Origin of the sequence: Rhodophyticola sp. CCM32, from assembly GCF_004751985.1 — a bacterium.
Taxonomy (GTDB): Bacteria; Pseudomonadota; Alphaproteobacteria; order Rhodobacterales; family Rhodobacteraceae; genus Rhodophyticola.
On the sequence record NZ_CP038492.1, the window covers coordinates 3,735,001 to 3,756,389 of the forward strand.

Sequence of the window (21,389 nt, forward strand, 5' to 3'; positions counted from 1 at the left end):
CCCTAGTAGCGGCGAGCGAACGGGGACCAGCCGAGCTGTGAGTGTGAGAAGAAGGACCTGGAAAGGTCCGCCAAAGTGGGTGACAGCCCCGTATTCTAAGCATGATCAGACGTATTAAGTAGGGCGGAACACGTGAAATTCTGTCTGAACATCGGAGGACCACCTTCGAAGGCTAAGTACTCCTTACTGACCGATAGTGAACCAGTACCGTGAGGGAAAGGTGAAAAGCACCCCGACGAGGGGAGTGAAACAGTACCTGAAACCGAACGCCTACAATCAGTCGGAGCCTCCTTGAGGGGTGACGGCGTACCTTTTGTATAATGGGTCATCGACTTGGTCTCACAAGCAAGCTTAAGCCGGTAGGTGTAGGCGCAGCGAAAGCGAGTCTTAATAGGGCGATTGAGTTTGTGGGATCAGACCCGAAACCGAGTGATCTAGGCATGACCAGGATGAAGGTAAGGTAACACTTACTGGAGGTCCGAACCCACACCTGTTGAAAAAGGTCGGGATGAGTTGTGCCTAGGGGTGAAAGGCCAATCAAACTCGGAGATAGCTGGTTCTCCGCGAAATCTATTTAGGTAGAGCGTCATCCGAATACCCCGGGGGTAGAGCACTGGATGGGTAATGGGGCCCCACAGGCTTACTGATCCTAACCAAACTCCGAATACCCGGGAGTACTAGATGGCAGACACACAGTGGATGCTAACGTCCATTGTGAAGAGGGAAACAACCCTGACCTCCAGCTAAGGCCCCTAATTCATGGCTAAGTGGGAAAGCAGGTGGGACGACCAAAACAACCAGGAGGTTGGCTTAGAAGCAGCCATCCTTTAAAGATAGCGTAACAGCTCACTGGTCTAATTAAGTTGTCCTGCGGCGAAGATGTATCGGGGCTCAAGCCATGAGCCGAAGCTGAGGATGCACATTGTGCATGGTAGCGGAGCGTAGTGTGAATAAACTCGTTCCTCTTTAGCGCCTTCGGGCGTTTTGGAGGACCAGGTTTGACTGTGAAGCCGGGGCGTGAGCCATCCGGTGGAGTGATCACTAGCGAGAATGATGACATGAGTAGCGACAAACAGGGTGAGAGACCCTGTCGCCGAAAGTCCAAGGGTTCCTGCTTAAAGCTAATCTGAGCAGGGTAAGCCGACCCCTAAGGCGAGGCCGAAAGGCGTAGTCGATGGGAACCAGGTTAATATTCCTGGGCCAGGAAGTAGTGACGGATCTCGAAGGTAGTTCATCCTTATCGGATTGAATGGGCTGCTTAGAGGTTCCTGGAAATAGCTCTTCCATAAGATCGTACCCTAAACCGACACAGGTGGACCGGTAGAGAATACCAAGGCGCTTGAGAGAACGATGTTGAAGGAACTCGGCAAAATACCTCCGTAAGTTCGCGAGAAGGAGGCCCAGTTTCTAGGCAACTAGTGGCTGGGGGCACAAACCAGGGGGTGGCGACTGTTTACTAAAAACACAGGGCTCTGCGAAGTCGCAAGACGACGTATAGGGTCTGACGCCTGCCCGGTGCCTGAAGGTTAAAAGGAGGAGTGCAAGCTCCGAATTGAAGCCCAGGTAAACGGCGGCCGTAACTATAACGGTCCTAAGGTAGCGAAATTCCTTGTCGGGTAAGTTCCGACCTGCACGAATGGCGTAACGACTTCCCCGCTGTCTCCAACATCGACTCAGCGAAATTGAATTGCCTGTCAAGATGCAGGCTTCCCGCGGTTAGACGGAAAGACCCCGTGCACCTTTACTACAGCTTCACATTGGCATCAGGCCAAGCATGTGCAGGATAGGTGGTGGGCTTTGAAACCGGAACGCCAGTTTCGGTGGAGCCTCCCTTGAGATACCACCCTTGCTTTGCTTGATGTCTAACCGCGGTCCGTTATCCGGATCCGGGACCCTGTGTGGCGGGTAGTTTGACTGGGGCGGTCGCCTCCTAAAGCGTAACGGAGGCGCGCGAAGGTTGGCTCAGAGCGGTCGGAAATCGCTCGTTGAGTGCAATGGCAGAAGCCAGCCTGACTGTGAGACTGACAAGTCGAGCAGAGTCGAAAGACGGCCATAGTGATCCGGTGGTCCCGAGTGGAAGGGCCATCGCTCAACGGATAAAAGGTACGCCGGGGATAACAGGCTGATGGTGCCCAAGAGTCCATATCGACGGCACCGTTTGGCACCTCGATGTCGGCTCATCTCATCCTGGGGCTGGAGCAGGTCCCAAGGGTACGGCTGTTCGCCGTTTAAAGAGGTACGTGAGCTGGGTTTAGAACGTCGTGAGACAGTTCGGTCCCTATCTGCCGTGGGTGTAGGATACTTGAGAGGAGTTGCCCCTAGTACGAGAGGACCGGGGTGAACGATCCACTGGTGGACCAGTTGTCATGCCAATGGCAGTGCTGGGTAGCTATGATCGGAAAGGATAACCGCTGAAGGCATCTAAGCGGGAAGCCCCCCTCAAAACAAGGTATCCCTGAGAACCGAGATAGACCATCTCGTCGATAGGCCGGAGATGTAAGCGCAGCAATGCGTTCAGTTGACCGGTACTAATTGTTCGATAGGCTTGATTTGATCCAGTAAAAGCCAGGTTTTGCGTTGCACCGATGGTGCGGCCAGAACATGATTTTGGGTCGAAAGCATACACCATGTGTACGTGACTTGGATTTTGATGTTTCTTTCTCGGTTTGGTGGTCATAGCGCGAGCAAAACACCCGGCTCCATTCCGAACCCGGCCGTTAAGTGCCGTTGCGCCGATGGTACTGCATCTTAAGGTGTGGGAGAGTAGGTCACCGCCAAACCTAGTAAGAAACATCCATTATCTCTCTTTCGATGTGCCTCAGATGACGCCCTGACCGACGGAACTGAGGCTTTTGCCGCGGCCCGATACCTTGGGCGGTGGTAAATCAGAGGGTCCTGATCGCTCTTTTGGGCACTGGACCAAAATTGTCGCGGGGTGGAGCAGCCCGGTAGCTCGTCAGGCTCATAACCTGAAGGTCGTAGGTTCAAATCCTACCCCCGCAACCATCTCAACTTGCGATGCAAGTTCACGAAGATCGGCCGCCCCAACCGGGTGGCCGTCTTTCGTATGCAAGTTGAGATTTGAGCGCCCTCCCGCAACCAACTCAAATTGCGATTGACCCGCCCTTGTGGTGGGTTTTTTGCGTTTTAGGGAAATGCCAAGGATTCCAGCAAGATCGCGACGCAGTGGCGGAGAACCCGCACGTCGCCATGACCGCCTTCGCACCGAGGGTGGCAGACCTACGCGTCATCGCTAATCGCATCCGGGCGTGCTCCGGCGAGTGCCTTGAACCCCGCGCCTATGTAGGGAACAATCAGATCGCGGTAGCCTGCCGCCGACGCATCGGCCCCGGCCGCCCCCAGAAGGCCGGCGATACGCGCATCCTCGACCGAGGCGGAATGCATGACCGCCATCAGGAAGTGAAAGCCGCGAATGGCATCCGCATGGCGCAGTGTCGGCATCGCGCGCATGAAGGCCGCGATATAGAGCTTTGCAACCGCATCGAAGCTTTCGCTCATGTAATCCGAGAGGGTGCCGTCCCAGACTGAACGCCCGATGAAGGTGGCGAAATACCGCCACTGAGCATCATCCCCATCGAGCTTGTTAAAGTAGGGGAGGATAAGAGCACGGACGAGTGGTTCTATTTCCACGCCGCCCACGCCCACGAGTTCCTCGTACTGCTTCAGGAGCGCCCGCCGCTCACCGTTCAGCTCTTCCGCGCGGCGCCGGATCGTCTCCTTAACCAGCGCTTCCTTCTTTCCGAAGTGATAGGCGATCTGGCCGACATTGGCGCCCGCTTCGGTCGCGATCTGCTTGAGAGTGACGGTCTGATAATTCTGCCGGGCAAAGAGTCGTTCGGCCGCGTCCATAAGACGATCGGGGGTCTCGATATTGTAGACGCTGAGGCGTCTGGCCGGGGAATTCATAGTCCCGATCTCCTCCCTCTCCGGGTCGACCGGGGCCTCTCCGCCGCCTGATCGACCTCTGTTCTCCGGATGCTCGAACGAAGTTTGCCGAGGAACCCATCACAGATACTCTCGTATTGCTGTCGAAATAAGCAAATTTAAAACAATATCAATCATACGGTTTTCGTACCACTTGCCGAATTTGACATACGAGTTCTAAAATTGAAACCTTGATCTACGGGCAGAATGCGTGGCGGAATTATAGCGGAGCACCGAACATGGCGGATACCCTCGGTTTAGAGGACATCCAAAGCGCGGAACGCCTGATGGGTGTCGCCTATACCGCAGGTGAACGCCAGCTGATGCTCGACAATCTGGAGGGGCAGATCGCATCGGCCGTTGCCCGCAGAGCCGTCTCTCTGGGCAACGACGAACCGATGGCCACCCGTTTCGATCCCCGGTTGCCGAATTTCGCGATGCCCGCAGCCGAGGGTCCGATGCGTTTCTCGGACAAGGGGGCGGCCCCGCTGCCAGACGATGACGAGAATATTGCGTTCGCGCCACTGACGCGCCTGTCTGCATGGCTGCGTTCGGGCGCGTTGACGAGCCGCCGCCTGACGGAAATCTACCTTGCGCGGATTGAGGTGAAAAACCCCGACCTGGAGTGTTTCGCGACCGTGACTGCCGATCTCGCGCTGGCTGAGGCGGACGCCGCAGACGCTCTGCTCGGGGCGGGCATCTGGCTGGGACCGCTGCATGGCGTCCCCTACGGTCTGAAGGACCTTTTCGACACCAAGGATGTCGTTACCGGTTGGGGAGCAGAACCGTTCCAGAATCGTGTGCCCGATGCAGACGCCATCATTGTTGAACGCCTGCGCGCGGCGGGCGCTGTCCTGCTGGGCAAGACAACGGTCGGCGCGCTGGCCTACAACGACATTTGGTATGGCGGCGTGACGCGCAACCCGTGGAATCTCAACGAAGGCTCCAGCGGGTCTTCGGCCGGTTCCGCCTCTGCGACGGCGGCGGCCCTGTGCGGGTTCTCGATCGGGACCGAGACACTTGGCTCCATCACCTCGCCGTCGCAGCGTTGTGGCACGACCGGCCTGCGCCCGACCTTCGGGAGGGTTCCGCGCTCGGGCGGCATGGCGCTTTGCTGGACGCTGGATAAGGTCGGGCCGATCTGCCGGTCGGTTGAGGATACCGCTATGGTGCTCGCCGCGCTGAACGGTGCGGATATCGGCGATCCCTCCACCATCGACGCGCCATTCCATTTCGACCATGCCGCATCGTGGAAGGGCCTCCGTGTGGGTTACCTGCCGGAGGCGTTCGAGGAGGGCGCGACCGATGTCGACCACGCAGCGCTTCAGGCCGTGCGTGATCTTGGACTTGACGTGACCGAGATGTCCCTGCCTGACCTGCCCTATGGGGCGCTCATCAATATCCTCTACGCAGAGGCAGCGGCCGCCTTCGAGGAACTGACGCTGGGCGACGCGGATGACACGCTCACCTGGCAGGACGCGGGCGCCTGGCCAAACACCTTCCGCAAGGCGCGCTTCCTGTCAGCCGTCGACCATGTGCAGCTTGACCGGTTGCGCCTGCGGGTGATGAAAGCGCTGGACGGGCTGTTTCAGGAGATCGACGTGCTTGTCGGCCCCTTGATGACCGGCCCGATGTTGTTCGCCTCAAATTTCACCGGCCACCCCTGCCTGCATATCCGCGCGGGCTTTCTCGACATGGGCACACGCGGCAAGGCCAGCCTCGGCTCGGGCAAGCTGAACCTGGGCGACGTGGACGAGAGCGGCCAGATCTTCACCGTGCCGCAGGGGTTTTCGCTCTGGGGACGACTCTTCGAGGAAGGGCCGATCCTGAATCTCGGCATGGCGCTTGAGGCGCATCTGGGCGTGGCCGACCGCCGCCCGACCTTCGCACGCTAAACGATATGACCAAATAATCACCAACCGCCGGGGCCTCCCCCGGCCAAATCAGGGAGAAGACCAATGAAACGCAGGCAATTTCTCGCCACCACCGCCGCCGTCACCGGCGCGCTCGGCTTTTGCTTCGGCCCATCGCCACTCCGCGCGCAATCCGAGCCCGTCTCGGGTGGCACGCTTGTCTGGGGACATTCGGAAACGACGCAGAACCTCGACATGCACAAGACCGGCACGGCGTCGACGGGGCGGCTGCTGCAGAATATCCATGACAGCATCGTCACGGTGAATGCCGACATGGAGGTCGTGCCGCAACTGGCCGAGAGCTTCGGGGTTTCCGAGGACGGGCTGACCTATACCTTCAACTTGCGGCCCGGCGTGAAGTTCCACGACGGATCGACCATGACCTCCGAGGATGTCGTCTATTCCTTCGAGCGGCTGCGCGACCCTGAGACAGGCGCCGTGAGTTTCGAGGTCTTCAACGACGTCGAAGCCATCGAGGCGCCCGATGACATGACCGTGGTCATCCGCATGACGCGCCCCAACGCGCCGTTCCTCTCGCGCCTGGCCGAGAACGGGGCCGGCGTCATCATGCCGGCAGGCTCGGGCGACATTCAGGGCGAGATGCCCACCGGGGCCGGCGCCTTCCGCTTCGTCCGTCGCGAGTTCGGCAACGAAGTGGAACTTGTCCGGTTTGACGACTACTGGGACGGGCCGGCCTATCTCGAAGGTATCCTCGTGCGTGAGATCACCGAACCCACGGTGCGCCTTACAGGGCTGCGCACCGGCGAGCTGGACTTCATCAATGACATTCCGTCCGAGCGGATGCAGGAGGTCATCGACGATGCCGACATTCAGGTCGTCACCTGGGCGCCGCTCAACTTCGACTTCATCAACTTCAATCACGATCTGGAGCTCTTCCAGGACGTGCGCGTACGGCAGGCATTCGATCTGATGATCGACAAGGAGGTGCTCATGCAGGGCGCGCTCTGGGGCAGGGTCAGACGACGCCGACGCCGTCGTTCCCGTCAGACGCCTCGCGCAATGCCGATCTGGTGCAGAGGGCGCAGGACCTCGAAGGCGCACAGGCGCTGCTGGAGGAGGCGGGCTATCCACCGGGAAGCCTCGATGTCGTCTTCAAGGTCACGACGAACTACCCCTACCACGTGGAAAGCGCCCAGATCATCGCGGAATGGGCGCGCGCCGCTGGCGTAAACATGACCATCGAGCAGCTGACATGGGCCGACTGGCTGAGCCAGGTCTGGGTCGACCGCGACTTCGAGATGACGATGATGAACTTCTTCACCATCTGGGAGCCCGACCGGCTGTATTACAGCCTCTACCACACCACGGGCGGTTTCAATTACCGCCAGATCAGCGATCCGATGATCGACGAAATGGCTGAACAGGCCCGCGGCGAGACCGACCCGGCGGAGCGTCTGGCGATCTACCGCGACATTCAGCAGCGCATCTACGACAACGCGCTTGATGTGATCTTGTGGTACCGCAACGGTTCCATCGGGGCAGCGCCCGGGGTGGGCGGTCTCGACACCGTGGTGCATCCCAACGGGTCGAACCTGAACTTCCACCGGGTCTGGCTGGACGGCTGATCCTCTGAACGGGCGCCGGGCGCCTCTGCGCGCCCGGCGGTCCCCTGACCTTCTGCTGCAAGGGTCCTCATGGCCTATTTAGTCAACCGGCTTCTGTCGGTCATCGTGATGCTCATCATCATCTCCATCGTTACCTTCGGGATTACCAATATCCTGCCGGGCGATGTGGCGATGATGATAATGGGGACGCAATCGAACCCAGAGGCATTGGCCGCACTCCGCGAGAATCTCGGGCTGAACGATCCGCTGGTGGCGCAATACGGGCGCTGGATCCGGGGGATGGTAACGGGGCAGTGGGGCAATTCCCTGCTGTTTGACGAACCCATTGCGCCGCTTATCCGACAGAAGGTGGTGGCGAGCGGTCTGATCGTCGTCCTGTCCATGTCCATGGCCCTTCTGATGGCAGTGCCCCTGGGCGTCTGGGCCGCACGGCACGGCGACAGATGGCAGGATGTGACCGCCACGTCCGCCGCGCTGCTGGGCCTCAGCATTCCCGATTTCTTCATCGGCATCATGCTGATCCTTCTGTTCGCCGCCACGCTGGGCTGGTTCCCGTCTTCGGGCTTTGCCGAACCGTCGGAGGATCTCCTCGGTGCGCTCCGCCATGCCTTCCTGCCGTCGCTGGCGCTTGCGCTCGGGCTGATGGCGCATCTGACGCGGATGACGCGATCCTCCATGATGGGCATTCTCAACCAGGAATTCATCCGCGTGGCCCGCGCGAAGGGCCTGCCGGAGAACTACGTCGTCTGGCGCTACGCGCTCCCGAATGCGATCGGGCCGGTGATGACGGTCGCGGGGCTTCAGATTGGGTATCTTTTCGGGTCGATCATCGTGATCGAGAGCCTGTTTTCCTATACCGGCATGGGCTGGTTGACCTATCAGGCGCTCCTGAACCGGGACATTCCGCTGATCCAGAGCACGATTTTCGTCATTGCGGCCGTGGTGATGCTGGTCAACTTCGCCGTTGATCTCCTCTACCGGGTGATCGACCCTCGGATCAGGCTGGGGTGACAGGATGGTGATGGCCAAACTCCTTTCCCCCAAGGCGCTCATCGGGTTTGCTCTCGTGCTCCTCGTGGTGGCGGTGGCTTTTCTCGCGCCGCTCTTCATCCCGCCCGAGCGCGCCACGCAAATGGTGATGAGCGCACGGCTCCAGCCTCCGTCGTTCGACTTCATCCTGGGCACCGATCAGCTTGGCCGGGACCTGTTCGCCCGTGTCATGCTGGGCGCGCAGACCTCTCTGAAAATCGCTGTGTCGGCGGTGGCGATCTCCATCCTGCTCGGCCTGCCCCTGGGTCTCATCTCCGGCTATTCCGGAGGACGTATCGACAATGTCCTGATGCGGATCATCGACGCGCTCCTGAGCTTTCCGGGGCTCCTGCTGGCGCTCACGATCTCGGCAGTTCTCGGCCCCAACGTGCAGAATACGATCATCGCCATCGGCATTGCCTTCACGCCGTTTCTGGCGCGGATCGTGCGGGGAGAAGCTTTGCGCGTCTCGCAACTCCCCTACGTTGAGGCCGCGCGCGCCGCTGGGACACGCGACGGGGCGATGATCCTGCGCCACATCCTGCCCAACATCATGCCCGCGCTTATCGTGCAATCGACCATCAGCCTTGCCTTCGCGGTGCTGGCCGAAGCGGCACTGTCCTTTCTCGGTCTTGGAACGCAACCGCCGCTGGCCTCATGGGGGCTGATGATCCAGGCGTCACGGCAGTTCCTCGATATCGCGCCGTGGACGGCGCTGGTGCCCGGTGCGGCGCTTGCGATCACCATCCTCGGGCTCAACCTTTTGGGCGATGTCCTGCGCGACATCCTCGACCCACGTGTGAGGTGATCCATGCGCGATGACCCGATTACAACGCCCCTCGTTTCTATCGAGAAGCTTCGCGTGGAGTTCGACGGCGAAAGCGGGCCGATCATCGGCGTAAAGGACGTGAGCTTCAGCGTGAAGCCCGGAGAAACCGTCTGCGTGGTTGGCGAAAGCGGCTCGGGCAAATCGGTAACGTCCCTGTCGCTTTTACGTCTCGTGGAATTCGGCGGCGGGCGCATCGTGTCGGGCAAGCTGTGGTTCAAACCCCAGGGCGCTGAGGCCGCGCGCGATCTGGCGCAAGCCACAACCGAGGACATGGTGGGCCTGCGCGGCGACCAGATCGGCATGATCTTTCAGGAGCCGATGACGGCGCTGAACCCGGTCTTCACCGTCGGGCGGCAACTGACCGACGGGCTCCGCCGCCACCGCGGGCTGTCGGCATCGGAGGCCGATGCCCGTGCGTTGGAGCTTTTGCAGGAGGTGCGCCTGCCCGAAGCCGACAGACGGCTGAAACAGTACCCCCATGAGCTGTCGGGGGGGATGCGTCAGCGCGTGGTGATCGCGATGGCCATGGCCTGCCGTCCGCAGCTCCTGATCGCGGATGAACCCACAACCGCCCTTGATGTCACGATCCAGGCGGAGATCCTCGGCCTTATCAAGCGGCTGAAGCGCGAATTCGGGATGGCGGTCCTCTTCATTACGCATGATATGGCCGTCGTGGCACAGCTGGCCGACCGCGTGGTGGTGATGCGGCGGGGCGAACTGGTCGAAGAGGGGCCAGTTGAACGCATCTTCGCAGACCCGCAGGCGGACTACACCAAGGCGCTGCTGGCGTCCGTCCCCAAGCTTGGCGAGATGCGCGGCAAGCCCGCGCCGGAACCGCTGGTTATTCCGGGAGAGCCAGCGCCGAGGGTCCCAGCCTCAAGGGTGGAAACACCGATCTCCACGCGTCCGCTGCTTGAGGTGAAGAACCTCACAACGCGGTTTCCGATCCTGAGCGGTATCCTGCGCAAGGTCGTGTCGAACGTCCATGCGGTGGAGGATGTGAGCTTCGCGCTCGGTCACGGCGAGACGCTGGCGCTCGTGGGCGAGTCCGGTTGCGGCAAGTCCACCACGGCGCGGTCCATCCTGCGTCTGGTGGAGCCGACAGCAGGCGATATCCTGATGGACGGGCAGGACATCCGAGGGCTGAACCACGGTGGCCTGCGGCTGGCACGCCGCAACATGCAGATGGTGTTCCAGGACCCCTTCGCCTCTCTCAACCCGTTCATGCGTCTCAGGAAGCAGGTGGCCGAGCCGATGATGAACTTTGACCTCGCGAAAGGGTCAGAGATGGAGGATCGGATCGCCTTCCTGTTCGACCGGGTGGGCCTGCCGCGCGACTTCATGCGTCGCTTTCCCCATGAGTTATCGGGCGGTCAGCGCCAACGCGTGGCTATCGCCCGGGCGCTGGCAGTCAATCCCAAACTGATCGTCGCCGATGAGGCCGTCTCGGCCCTCGATGTCTCGGTGCAGGCGCAGGTCCTGAACCTTCTGATGGAGTTGCAGGCGGAATTCGGGTTGTCCTACCTGTTCATCAGCCATGACATGGCGGTGGTTGAGCGGATCTCGCACCGGGTGGGCGTTATGTATCTGGGCCGGCTGGTGGAAATCGGATCCCGCACCGACATCTTCGAGGACCCGTGCCACGAGTATACCCGTACGCTCATGAGCGGGGTTCCGATCGCCGATCCCACCCAACGCATGCTGCGCGAAACCGCGGAATTCAAGCCGCTGCCGTCTCCGGTCTTTCCGGTTGGGCATATCCCGGTGCCCTCTGTCTACAGGGAGGTTTCGCCGGGACATTTCGTCCTGGATGAAACGGGCGCATGAGCGGCAGGCACGCCACCGCAAGAGGAGGATGGATCACATGACATGGCAGGATTATCTTGACCGCGTGCAGGAATGATTTGTCTCGGAACTGGCCGAATTCGTGCGTATCCCATCTGTATCGGCTAAACCCGGGCACGGTGCCGATGTGCGCCGCGCCGCCGATTGGGTGGCGGAGCGTTTAACCTCTGCGGGCGCGCAAAACGTGGAAATACGGCCCACTGGGGAGCAGATCTGCGCGTGATTAATAGCCATGGGTGATCAGAAGCCAACTGCACGCTCGCATCCGCCCTTTTGCGAACGGACGGTGTCGCCTCGCCATAAAGGTAGCCTTCTCCGCGCTACCCACCGCCGAAAACGCGCAAGACCTGAGCGCTTCTTCGGAGACCACGCGAGATAATTGGGTCAGTTCCGTTTGATAGGCGCTGTCGAACGCGCGAGATGGTCATGAGCCCAAAATCAAGCTGCGAAGTTCATGCCACTTTTCTTCGTGGGTACAAACAAAACTGTAATAGTCGATATCCTGCAGTTCTGCCGCGGCTTCTGCGTCTACGATCACGATGCAGCGCGTATGAAGCTGGATTGCCGAAGCGCTGACCCGGGCGCTAAGCGGGCCCTCAATCGCCTTTGCGACAACGCGCGCTTTGGATTCACCGCAGGCCAGCAACAGCAACTGTTGAGCGTCGAGGATGGTGCCAACGCCCATGGTGAGGGCGCGCTTGGGAACAGCTTGAAAATTGCCACCAAAGAGAGGAGCGTTCTGTTCGCGTGTTGTGGGCGCGAGTATCTTGTCTCGGGTGCGCGATCACAACGATGACACCGGCTCGTTGAAACCGATATGGCCGGTGTTGCCGATCCCGAGAAGCTGGAGGTCGATACCACCGCAGCTTGCGATCCGGGCCTCGTAGTCGGATGCGGCACGTGCGAGATCCGTCGCCATGCCATCGGGCAGGTGGGTACGCGAGACATCGATGTCGACATGATCGAATAGATGCCGGCGCATGTAGCTGGTGTAGGAGTTCGGATCGTCTTGCGCCAAGCCGACATATTCGTCCAGATTGAAGGTCGTGCATTGGGCGAAGGAAACACCACTGTTCGCCAGATGTGCGTAGACGCCTTCCATTGTCCGCCCGGTGGCGAGCCCGAGCACCGCATCGGGTTTGGAGCGCAGGCGCTCTGCGATGAGGTGCGCAGTCAACGCAACCGCGCCACCACGGTCACGGCAGGGGATGACTTCCATAATGTCAGCTTTCGATGTCTTTGCCGCCGATGAAGACGCGGGTGATCTTGAGTTTGTCGTCCATAGTAATGAAATCCGCCCAGCTACCGGGCGCGAGTAGGCCGATATCGGACAGGCCCAATCGTGCCGCGGGTAGCGTAGAGAGCCGCGAAACGGCCTCTGCGAGGGGGAGGCCAATTGCCACGAGATTGCGCAACGCCACATCCATGGTCAGGGCCGAACCCGCAAGGGTGCCATCGGGCAGCCGCATGACGCCCTCGGCCTTGATGATGTCTTGTTCGCCCAGACGGTAGGGACCGTCTGGCATGCCCGCGCCTGCGGTGGCATCGGTGACACCGTAGAGCCCGTCGATCGCGCGCCGGGCGGCCAAAATCGCCCCGGCTTCGACATGAATGAGGTCCGGGATGATTTCCGCATGATCCGCATGGGCGAACGCCGCGCCGCAGAGGCCGTTGCCGCGGTGGGTCAGGCCGCTCATCGCGTTGAAGAGATGTGTGGCACCGGCGCCCCGGGCGAAGGCGTCGCGCGCCGTGGCATAGCTGCAGGCGGAGTGGCCGATCTGCGCAACGATGCCGAGCGCATCCAACGCCTCATGGAGCGCGTCCGCGCCGTCGAGCTCTGGCGCGAAGGTCATAATCCGCACCCGCGCACGTGCGGCCCAGGCCCGAAGACGGGCAGTGTCCGGAGGAATGGCGAAGGGCGGCTGCGCGCCGAGTTTCGCGGGGTTGATGAACGGCCCTTCCAGATGGGCGCCCAGGATGCGGGCGCCGTCGGTCGGCGGGTCGTCCATCACCTCGGCCAGCGCGTCGAGGAAGGCGTTCGTTTTGCCAACGGGCGCGGTCACGGAGGTCGGGCAGAAGGCCGTGGTGCCGTGCCGAGCGTGCAGCCGTGCCGCGGTCCGGATTGCTTCAGGCCCGTCCATTACATCAGCGCCGCCACCTCCATGGACATGCGTGTCGACCAAGCCCGGCAGAACGAAGGGCGCTCGGGGTTGCACGGTTGCGGTCCCCTGCACCGTCTCGACGCGGTCTGCGTGGCGGATCTCGCCAACGACCCAGCCGCCGGGCGTGAGTATCGACCCGTGAATGATCCCCGCGCCGCTCACAGCTTCAGGGGCGCGACGGCGTCGGCGGCACCGGCAATCAGGCCGCCGGAATCGTCGCGCATCTGCACCAGCCTTAAAAAGAGCAGGTCGGTCACCATGAGTTGAGCATCGCGCGATGTGATCGCGGAGGACCGCACGCGCTCCTCGTCGGTCACGGTGTGCAGCGTAGTGCTCGCAAGGGCCGCCAGCGGGTTCGGCTGCAATCCGGTCACCGTCACGACGGTCGCCTGGCGGCGCGCGGCGGTCTCGGCTATTCGAAGCGTTTCAAGGCTCGTGCCCGATTGCGATATGGACAGCAGCGCGTCGTGGTAGCTCAGCGTGGCGGCATTGGCCATCTGGATATGGCTGTCTGCATCAAACGTTGCCGCGATGCCAAGCTTCTGCAGCTTGTAGGTGAAGTCGCGGGCGACGAGCGACGACGCGCCGACGCCCGATAGTTGAACACGCACCGCGCGGTTTAGCGTGTCGCGTGCGGCATCGAGACGATCCGCCGGGTTCACGCTCAGAGTCTCCTGGACGGCGAACAGTTTGCTGGCGAGAAGCTTGGCCGCGGTCGTCGCCGCATCGTCATCGGTCTCGATACTGCCATGTACGGCGCCCGACGCGGCGGTGCGGGTTGCGGCGGCACGCGTGATCTCAAGCCTAAGGTCCTGATAGCCGCTATATCCGAGCTTCTGGCAAAACTTCACGACGCTTGATTGGCTACGCCCCGCGCGGCGGGCAAGCTCGCCGGAGGACAGGCGGCCGACCGTATCGGGATCGCCGAGAATGGTGTCGGCGATCTCGCGTTCGCCCGGGGTCAGGCTGTCGCGCTGCGCCTCAAGAACAGTCAGGATCGACAGGGGCTCTCTCCCATGACGGCAGGGCGAGCATAATCTACCACAAAATCTTGACAAGCAGGAATTTATTATTCATCGTTTGATCGAAGTATGGGGAAATCGCTGCCATGTCGATGGAATCTTCGTCAGCTCTTGAGTTGCTCGTGTCCGAGCGCCGCAATACGCGCTCTATGGATATCGACCTCATGTCCTCTGCCGAAATCGTGGCTTGCATGAATGCCGAAGATCGCGGTGTTGCCGATGCAATCGCGACCGAGGCCGCCGCTATTTCGGCTGCGGTGGACAGAATTGTCGCGGCCTTCGATGCCGGGGGGCGCCTGATCTATATCGGGGCGGGGACAAGCGGGCGATTGGGTGTGCTGGACGCCTCTGAATGCCCACCAACCTTCTCGGTTCCGCCCGATATGGTCGTCGGGATCATCGCTGGCGGCGACCGCGCGCTTCGCGTTTCGGTCGAGGCGGCCGAGGATGACGAGGCGACCGGCGCCGCGGACCTGGATGCAATCGGCCTGACAGAACGCGACGTGGTCGTCGGTATCGCCGTCAGCGGTCGGACCCCTTATGTCGTCGGTGCCCTTCGTTATGCGAGTGGCCGGGGCGCGGGGACGGTCTCTTTGTCCTGCAATCCCGACGCGCTGATCGCGGGCATCGCCGACATCGCGATTTCGCCCGTGGTCGGGCCTGAGATTGTGACGGGCTCCACCCGCCTCAAATCCGGAACGGCGCAGAAGATGGTCCTGAACATGCTCAGCACGGCCAGCATGATCCGGATCGGCAAGACCTGGGGCAACCTCATGGTTGATGTCACGATTTCAAACCGCAAACTGGCCGAGAGGGCCGAGGGTATCCTGCGCGAGGCCACAGGCTGCGGGACGGCAGACGCACAGTCGCTTTTGAAGGCGAGCGGCGGCAACGTGAAGCTCGCTATCCTTATGCAGATCACTGGCAAACCCGCCGACGCGGCACGAGCGGACCTTGAGGCCGAGCGTGGGTTTTTGCGCAAGGCCATCGAACGAGCGGGAACCAATCCCGCCACATCTAGCCACGAATGACAACAGGGAGATGTCTCCGATGACACTGATGAAAATGGCGGCGAGCGCATTGGCGCTTGGCCTCACAACCGCGCTGGTGGCCCCGGCCTCGGCGCAGATGCTGGATGTGGCCTGGTCCCAGGACGCCACTGGCCTCGACCCGCATACGCAGCCCGGTTTCGCCACGATCCGGCTGCTTGAACTGATGTACGAACCACTGGTGCGTTTGGACGCGAACCTCGAACTGCAACCGGCGGTGGCCGAAAGTTGGGAATTCTCGGAAGAAGGCTTGCAGCTGACCTTCCGGCTCGATCCGGATGCCGTGTTCCACGACGGATCGTCGGTCACGGCGGCGGATGTGCGGGCCTCGTTCGAGCGTATCCTCGACGAGGATACGGGCGCGATCGCGCGGGCCAACTACACCTCCATCGTGGGCATCGAAACGCCGGATGACGGCACGGTCGTCTTCACGCTCGACAGCCCGGACGCGCCGCTTCTGAATGGCATGGCCTCGGTCAATGCGGCCATCGTTCCCGCCTCGGCCATCGAGGCCGATACGCTTAGCACCGAGGTGATCGGGTCCGGCCCCTTCACACTTGAGGAACGGACCCCCAACGCCAATGCCCGGCTCGCCACGTTCGAGGATTGGTACGGCGGCGATGTCGCCTATGACGGCATTTCGATCAGCGTTCTGCCTGACGAAACCGCCCTACTGGCGGCATTGCGCACGGGTCAGGCGAATTTCGCGCTGATCAATGATCCGCTGGTGGCGACCCTGGTGCCGCAGACCGACGGGCTGACGCTAAATACGGCCCCGACGCTCAGCTATTTTGTGCTGCAACTCAACGCGTCTCGTGAGCCGATGGGGTCCCTGCCGCTGCGCCAGGCGATCTCCTGCGCGCTGGACCGGCAGGATATCCTGGATGCGGCGTTGCTGGGTGAAGGAGAAATCACCGGCCCGCTGACCTCGCCGGCCTATCGCAGCGATCCCGACAGCCTGTTTTGCTACGAACAGGACCAGGACCGCGCGCGTGAACTGCTGGCCGAGGCCGGGTTCGCCGACGGGTTTTCAGCCAGCATGATGGCCGCCACGGGTGAGCCTCCGACGGCATCGGCCATCGCGCAGATCATCCAGTCCCAACTGGGCGAAGTAGGCATCGAGCTTGAGATCGAGATGCAGGAACTCAGCGTTTATATCGACCGCTGGCTGGCCGCCGATTTCGACATGGCCGTGGCACTGAACGGCGGACGCGTTGACCCCTACACGATGTATAACCGCTACTGGACGCGGGACGGGAACCTGCAGGGCGTGGCCAATTACATCGACGACACGCTCGACGAATTGATGAACCGGGGCCGTGCCGAAACCGGTGAGGAGGTGCGGCGCGAGATTTTTGCCGAGTTCGAAAGCCATCTGGCCGAGATGGCGCCGTGGGTCTGGCTCTTCACCGGGTTCACCTACACCGCGCAGACCGACGCCGTTTCGGGCTTCGTGCCGAGTGCCACGGGCAGTCTGTTCAGCCTCGTCGACGTAACATTGTCGGATTGACCTGGGGACGGCGGGAGGCCTGAATTGACCTATCTGCTCAGGCGTCTCGCCGTCTTTCCGCTGGTAATGTTCGGCGTATCGGTCTTCGTCTTCGTGGCGATCCGGCTGGTGCCCGGCGACGCGATCACCGCGATGCTGGGCACCGAAGGCGGCATGCTGACCCCCGCGCAGAGGGAGGCGCTGGCGGCCTATTTCGGCCTCGATCAGAACTGGGCGGTGCAATATCTGCGCTGGGTCGGCGGACTATTCCAGGGCGATCTGGGCATCTCGGTCACCTACGGCCAACCTGTCTTAGACATCATCATCGAGCGCTTTCCCCTGACCCTGCAACTGGCGCTGATGTCGATGGTCATCGCGCTGATGATCGGGTTGCCGGCGGGAGTCTATGCCGCAACGCGGACTGACCGGCCTTCCGACCTGATCGTGCGCATCTTCGCCATGATCGGGCAGTCGATGCCGAATTTCGTCGTGGCGCTTCTGTCGATTTACATTCTGTCGGTCTGGTTCGGCGTCCTGCCGACCTTGGGCCGCTATATCCCGTTTTCCGAGGATCCGTTGGGCAACCTCGCCCAGATGATCCTGCCGGCCTTCGCGCTTGGCACCGCCTTTGCCGCCGCGGTCACCCGCATCACGCGCGCGGCGATGCTGGACATCCTGCGCGAAGACTACGTGCGCACTGCCCGGTCGCAGGGCTTCTCGCAACGCTACGTGATCTGGCGCCATGCCCTGCCCAACGCGCTGATCCCGGTTCTGACGCTCAGCGGGGTGGAGTTCGGGTATCTGCTGGGTGGCGCCGTGATCGTCGAGCAAATCTTCGCGCTGCCGGGATTGGGCCGCGTGGTGCTCGACGCGATCCTGCAGCGTGACTACGCGCTCGTTCAGGGGGTTGTGCTGTTCATCGCGTTCAACTTCATGCTGGTCAACCTGCTGGTCGATCTGGCCTACGCCGCCCTCGATCCCCGCATCCGGTACGGGGGCCGGTCATGAGCATTATCGGCGCCCTTTTTCGGCATTCCGCAGGGCGGATCGGTCTTGTCATCATAGCGCTGTTCACCATTGCGGCGATCCTGGGCATGCTCGGGCTGACGCCGCATGACCCCCTTGCGCAGGATCGCCTGTCGCGCCTGCAGCCGCCGGGCGGGACCTACCTGTTGGGCACCGATCTGTTCGGGCGCGATATGCTGAGCCGTTTGATGGTCGGCATCGGCCAATCCTTCTTCGTGGCCTTCCTGTCGGTCATGATCGCGGCGACGGTCGGCACGATCCTCGGGCTGACGGCCGCGTGGTTCGGTGGGCTGTGGGACGGCCTCGCGATGCGGACCATGGACGTGCTCCTGGCCTTTCCGGCGATCCTTCTGGCACTTCTGATCGTCGCAATCCTTGAGGCCAGCGTTCTGACCTCGATCCTCGCCATCGCGATGGTCTACACCCCGATCTTCACCCGCATGGCCCGCGGACCGGCGCTTTCGATCAAAACGCTCAGCTTCGTGGACGCCGCGCGCACATTCGGCAGTTCGCGGCGCTATATCCTGTCGCGACACCTCCTGGGCAACATGGTCGCGCCGCTGACGGTGCAGTTCACCCTCGCGCTGGCCTGGGCCCTGCTGACGGAGGCGGCGCTCAGCTTCCTCGGGCTCGGCACGCAACCGCCTGACCCCTCGCTCGGCCTGATGTTGTCGGACAGCCGCAACCTGATGGAAATGGCGCCCTGGATGCTGATCTACCCGGCGGCGGCGATCATGCTTGCGGTCTTGGGCTTTAACCTTCTGGGCGACGCGCTGCGCGACATCGCGGACCCAAAATCGCGGCGGGCGCTGACATGACGCTGCTGTCGGTCAGGGACCTGCGGGTGGGCTTCGGCAAACCGGGGCGGGAGAAGGCGGTCGTGCATGGCGTCGACCTCGACCTCGCTGCGGGCGAGACCCTTGCGATTGTCGGCGAAAGCGGGTCGGGCAAATCGGTGACGGCGATGTCGATCAACCGATTGGTCGATTATGGCGGCGGACGCATTCTGGGCGGCTCGATCACCCTCGATGGCGTCACCGATCTGGTACAGGTGTCGGAGGCCGAGATGCGGGCCTTGCGCGGGCGCGAGATCGGCATGATTTTTCAGGAGCCGATGACATCGCTCAATCCGGTCCTCAAGATCGGCACCCAGATCGGGGAGATTTTCGTCAAGCGCCACGGCCTCAGCCGGCACGACGCGCGCAAGGCCGCGATCCGGGCGCTGGACCGGGTGCGCATCCCTGATGCCGCGCGGCGGCTGGATCAGGCACCCCATCAGATGTCGGGCGGGATGCTGCAGAGGATCATGATCGCCATGGCCTTGGCCGGTGAGCCGCGCCTGTTGATCGCGGATGAGCCGACCACCGCCCTCGACGTGACGATCCAGGCGCAGATCCTCGCGCTCCTGTCCGAACTGAAGCATGAAACCGGTACCGGTCTGATCTTCATCACCCACGATATCGGCCTTGTCGCAGGGATCGCGGATCGGGTCGCGGTGATGCAGCAAGGACGGGTTGTGGAAACCGGGCCGGCGGACACTGTATTCGACCATCCGCGCCATGAGTATACCCACCACCTTCTGAATGCGGTGCCGCATTTCCGGCAGGGCGCCGCCGCGCGCGAAGGCTCGGAACGGGGAAGCGGGGCGTCGCCTGTGCTGAAGGTCGATGACCTTGGTATCCGGTTTCCGGTGGGTGGCGAATTTCTGCGTCCGTCAAAAGGTTTCGTACATGCCGTCGACGGGGTGTCCTTCGATCTTCTGCCGGGGGAAACGCTTGGGATTGTTGGCGAAAGCGGCTCGGGCAAATCCACGACCGCGCGCGCCATCCTCGACCTCATCACGCCGACAATGGGCCATGTGGAGGGGGCCACAGGCCGCGCGGTGCAGATGGTCTTCCAGAATCCCAACGCCTCCCTCAATCCGCGGATGACGGTCCGCGCCCTCTTAGCTGAGCCGGTGATCGCCGCGGGTCATCCCGTCGACAAGGGGGCCGAGGATCGCATGCGGATGCTCCTGAAAAAGGTCGATTTGCCAGAGGAATCGTTGAGCCGCTATCCACACGAATTTTCGGGTGGCCAGAAGCAACGGATCTGCATCGCGCGGGTCTTGATGCCCGACCCGAAGATCCTGGTGCTGGACGAGGCCGTCTCGGGCCTTGACGTCTCGGTTCAGGCGCGGGTGCTGGATCTTTTGATCGATCTGCAACGCGATTTCGGCCTCGCCTATCTTTTCGTGTCCCACGACATGGGCGTGGTCGAGCAGATCGCACATCGGATCGCCGTCATCTATGCCGGGCGTATCGTTGAAATCGGAGAGTCCCGCTCGGTCCTGTCGGATCCGCGCCATCCCTACACACGCAAGCTGATTGCCGCCGTTCCGTCGATCGACCGCCGTCACGTGGATTTCACGGTTGAAACCGATGAGGTCCCGTCCACCATGCGGCCCGCCGGATGGGAACCCGCGCCACAGGATTGGGAAACCCACGGGCCGGACCATGTTTTTGCGGTCGAGGCACTTCGGTGACTTTCGACGCCGCATGGTCCTTGGTCGCCGATGCGGTCTCGGAGGGGCGGATTCCGGGTGCCGTCTTTGGCGTGTCAGACGGCGGTGAGCGTCGTGTCGCATGGGCGGGTCATGCGATGACGCAGCCGGAGCGCGTGCCGATGGCGCGCGACACCGTCTTCGACTTGGCCTCCGTCACCAAACCGGTCTTCACCACCGAGCGGATTCTCAGCCATGCCGCATCCGGACGCATCGACCTCGACGCGCCGGTGACAAGTGTCATTCCCGATTTCCGTCAATACGACGTCCAGTGTTGGGAGCGGCGGGTGACGCTCCGCGACTGCCTTGGCCACCAAACGCCGTTCCCGGCGGTCGAGCCGATCTATACCTATGGGGACGAACGCGCGACGCTGCGCGCCTTCGTTCTTCAGCGGGAATGGCGAAGGCTGGACGTGCCGGTTTATTCCGACATCAACTTCGTCCTCTTGGGCATCGCACTGGAACGGTTGGAGGGGCGGGGCATTCGCGATATGGACCCGGGCGCCTGGTTCACCTTCGCCCCCGACCCCGATGCCACCGCCGCGACCGAGGCCTGTACCTGGCGCGGTCGGGTCATGCGTGGCGAGGTGCATGACGAAAACTGTTACGCGCTGCAGGGCGCCGGCCATTCCGGCCTCTTCGGCAGCGCGGAAGCCCTTCTTGAGTTTTCCGAAGCCGCTTTCGCGCGGGGCCCGGGCCTGATCACCACGCCGTTGTCGGCCACTCGGACCCACGGCTGGGAGCGTCGGCATCCGGGCTGGTCGGGCGGGCAGGCCTGCACCGCCGAGACTATCGGGCATACCGGGTTCACCGGCACCGGGCTGTGGCTGGATTTCGGGGCTGGGCGGGCCTGGACCCTCTTGACCAATCGCGTCCACCCCACGCGCCACGCCGACACGGGTATTGGCCCGCTGCGCCAGGCGGTTGGGGAGACACTGTACAGGGAGTGATT

Annotated in this window: 16 protein-coding genes, 1 tRNA gene, 2 rRNA genes and 1 pseudogene (1 of these 20 running past the window's edge); 15 read left to right on the forward strand and 5 right to left on the reverse strand. The window is 62.1% G+C overall.

Annotated elements, in window-relative coordinates; translation table 11 throughout:
* The 3 genes from E2K80_RS18320 to E2K80_RS18330 all read left to right on the forward strand — a co-directional run.
* Positions 1–2,553: ribosomal RNA gene (locus E2K80_RS18320) — 23S ribosomal RNA — on the forward strand; it begins 277 nt to the left of the window's first position.
* Between the two features lie 112 nt (positions 2,554–2,665).
* Positions 2,666–2,780: ribosomal RNA gene (gene rrf, locus E2K80_RS18325) — 5S ribosomal RNA — on the forward strand.
* Positions 2,781–2,929: 149 nt separating this feature from the next.
* Positions 2,930–3,006, forward strand: a tRNA-Met gene (locus E2K80_RS18330).
* Between the two features lie 234 nt (positions 3,007–3,240).
* Here the strand turns inward: E2K80_RS18330 and E2K80_RS18335 are convergent.
* A complete protein-coding gene (locus E2K80_RS18335) occupies positions 3,241–3,927 on the reverse strand; it encodes a TetR/AcrR family transcriptional regulator (protein ID WP_135376303.1) in 687 nt (228 codons plus the stop codon).
* A 257-nt stretch (positions 3,928–4,184) separates the two neighbouring features.
* Here E2K80_RS18335 and E2K80_RS18340 point away from each other — a divergent pair, with 257 nt between their 5' ends.
* From E2K80_RS18340 to E2K80_RS18365, 6 genes and pseudogenes are all read left to right on the forward strand, one after another.
* A complete protein-coding gene (locus tag E2K80_RS18340; RefSeq protein WP_135376304.1) occupies positions 4,185–5,840 on the forward strand; it encodes an amidase in 1,656 nt (551 codons plus the stop codon).
* A gap of 291 nt (positions 5,841–6,131) precedes the next feature.
* A pseudogene (locus E2K80_RS19860) lies at positions 6,132–6,812 on the forward strand (ABC transporter substrate-binding protein); the annotation flags it as partial.
* 77 nt (positions 6,813–6,889) lie between these two features.
* Positions 6,890–7,444: an ABC transporter substrate-binding protein gene (locus tag E2K80_RS19865; protein WP_338014562.1), complete on the forward strand. Its 555-nt coding sequence runs from the start codon at positions 6,890–6,892 to the stop codon at positions 7,442–7,444.
* A gap of 69 nt (positions 7,445–7,513) precedes the next feature.
* Positions 7,514–8,455: an ABC transporter permease gene (locus E2K80_RS18355; protein ID WP_135376307.1), complete on the forward strand. Its 942-nt coding sequence runs from the start codon at positions 7,514–7,516 to the stop codon at positions 8,453–8,455.
* Between the two features lie 10 nt (positions 8,456–8,465).
* Complete coding sequence (locus E2K80_RS18360) at positions 8,466–9,281, forward strand: ABC transporter permease (protein WP_210405407.1); 816 nt, start codon at positions 8,466–8,468, stop codon at positions 9,279–9,281.
* A 3-nt stretch (positions 9,282–9,284) separates the two neighbouring features.
* Positions 9,285–11,129: an ABC transporter ATP-binding protein gene (locus E2K80_RS18365; protein ID WP_135376309.1), complete on the forward strand. Its 1,845-nt coding sequence runs from the start codon at positions 9,285–9,287 to the stop codon at positions 11,127–11,129.
* 442 nt (positions 11,130–11,571) lie between these two features.
* On the opposite strand, the gene E2K80_RS19700 is transcribed toward E2K80_RS18365, so the two are convergent.
* The 4 genes from E2K80_RS19700 to E2K80_RS18380 all read right to left on the reverse strand — a co-directional run bounded on the left by E2K80_RS19700 (position 11,572) and on the right by E2K80_RS18380 (position 14,367).
* A complete protein-coding gene (locus E2K80_RS19700) occupies positions 11,572–11,832 on the reverse strand; it encodes a hypothetical protein (RefSeq protein ID WP_238475586.1) in 261 nt (86 codons plus the stop codon).
* 99 nt (positions 11,833–11,931) lie between these two features.
* Entirely contained in the window at positions 11,932–12,366 is a 435-nt protein-coding gene (locus E2K80_RS19705; RefSeq protein ID WP_238475587.1) for a glucosamine-6-phosphate deaminase, read from the reverse strand.
* Positions 12,367–12,370: 4 nt separating this feature from the next.
* Entirely contained in the window at positions 12,371–13,471 is a 1,101-nt protein-coding gene (locus E2K80_RS18375) for an N-acetylglucosamine-6-phosphate deacetylase (RefSeq protein ID WP_210405408.1), read from the reverse strand.
* Positions 13,468–14,367, reverse strand: coding sequence for a MurR/RpiR family transcriptional regulator (locus E2K80_RS18380; protein WP_238475589.1), 900 nt, complete (start codon positions 14,365–14,367; stop codon positions 13,468–13,470). Before E2K80_RS18380 ends, E2K80_RS18375 begins: the two co-directional genes overlap by 4 nt.
* Before the next feature lie 50 nt (positions 14,368–14,417).
* Here E2K80_RS18380 and murQ point away from each other — a divergent pair, with 50 nt between their 5' ends.
* From murQ to E2K80_RS18410, 6 genes are read left to right on the forward strand one after another with little or no spacing between them, the layout of a single operon-like run.
* Entirely contained in the window at positions 14,418–15,362 is a 945-nt protein-coding gene (murQ, locus tag E2K80_RS18385) for an N-acetylmuramic acid 6-phosphate etherase (protein ID WP_135376310.1), read from the forward strand.
* Positions 15,363–15,381: 19 nt separating this feature from the next.
* Positions 15,382–16,890 carry an ABC transporter substrate-binding protein gene (locus tag E2K80_RS18390; RefSeq protein WP_135376311.1) on the forward strand — a complete coding sequence of 503 codons (1,509 nt, stop codon included), beginning with the start codon at positions 15,382–15,384 and terminating at the stop codon, positions 16,888–16,890.
* A gap of 24 nt (positions 16,891–16,914) precedes the next feature.
* Positions 16,915–17,877, forward strand: coding sequence for an ABC transporter permease (locus E2K80_RS18395; RefSeq protein ID WP_135376312.1), 963 nt, complete (start codon positions 16,915–16,917; stop codon positions 17,875–17,877).
* Positions 17,874–18,713, forward strand: coding sequence for an ABC transporter permease (locus tag E2K80_RS18400; protein WP_135376313.1), 840 nt, complete (start codon positions 17,874–17,876; stop codon positions 18,711–18,713). The genes E2K80_RS18395 and E2K80_RS18400 overlap by 4 nt, the downstream gene beginning before the upstream one ends.
* Positions 18,710–20,419, forward strand: coding sequence for an ABC transporter ATP-binding protein (locus tag E2K80_RS18405; protein WP_135376314.1), 1,710 nt, complete (start codon positions 18,710–18,712; stop codon positions 20,417–20,419). The genes E2K80_RS18400 and E2K80_RS18405 overlap by 4 nt, the downstream gene beginning before the upstream one ends.
* Entirely contained in the window at positions 20,347–21,387 is a 1,041-nt protein-coding gene (locus E2K80_RS18410; RefSeq protein ID WP_135376315.1) for a serine hydrolase domain-containing protein, read from the forward strand. Before E2K80_RS18405 ends, E2K80_RS18410 begins: the two co-directional genes overlap by 73 nt.
* Positions 21,388–21,389: the final 2 nt, after the last annotated feature.

Coding starts and splice junctions, on each gene's coding strand:
- E2K80_RS18335 (WP_135376303.1), bottom strand. CDS start 3,927: ATGAATTCCCCGGCCAGACGCCTCAGCGTCTACAATATCGAGACCCCC.
- E2K80_RS18340 (WP_135376304.1), top strand. CDS start 4,185: ATGGCGGATACCCTCGGTTTAGAGGACATCCAAAGCGCGGAACGCCTG.
- E2K80_RS18355 (WP_135376307.1), top strand. CDS start 7,514: ATGGCCTATTTAGTCAACCGGCTTCTGTCGGTCATCGTGATGCTCATC.
- E2K80_RS18360 (WP_210405407.1), top strand. CDS start 8,466: ATGGCCAAACTCCTTTCCCCCAAGGCGCTCATCGGGTTTGCTCTCGTG.
- E2K80_RS18365 (WP_135376309.1), top strand. CDS start 9,285: ATGCGCGATGACCCGATTACAACGCCCCTCGTTTCTATCGAGAAGCTT.
- E2K80_RS19700 (WP_238475586.1), bottom strand. CDS start 11,832: ATGGGCGTTGGCACCATCCTCGACGCTCAACAGTTGCTGTTGCTGGCC.
- E2K80_RS19705 (WP_238475587.1), bottom strand. CDS start 12,366: ATGGAAGTCATCCCCTGCCGTGACCGTGGTGGCGCGGTTGCGTTGACT.
- murQ (WP_135376310.1), top strand. CDS start 14,418: ATGTCGATGGAATCTTCGTCAGCTCTTGAGTTGCTCGTGTCCGAGCGC.
- E2K80_RS18390 (WP_135376311.1), top strand. CDS start 15,382: ATGACACTGATGAAAATGGCGGCGAGCGCATTGGCGCTTGGCCTCACA.
- E2K80_RS18400 (WP_135376313.1), top strand. CDS start 17,874: ATGAGCATTATCGGCGCCCTTTTTCGGCATTCCGCAGGGCGGATCGGT.
- E2K80_RS18405 (WP_135376314.1), top strand. CDS start 18,710: ATGACGCTGCTGTCGGTCAGGGACCTGCGGGTGGGCTTCGGCAAACCG.
- E2K80_RS18410 (WP_135376315.1), top strand. CDS start 20,347: ATGGGAACCCGCGCCACAGGATTGGGAAACCCACGGGCCGGACCATGT.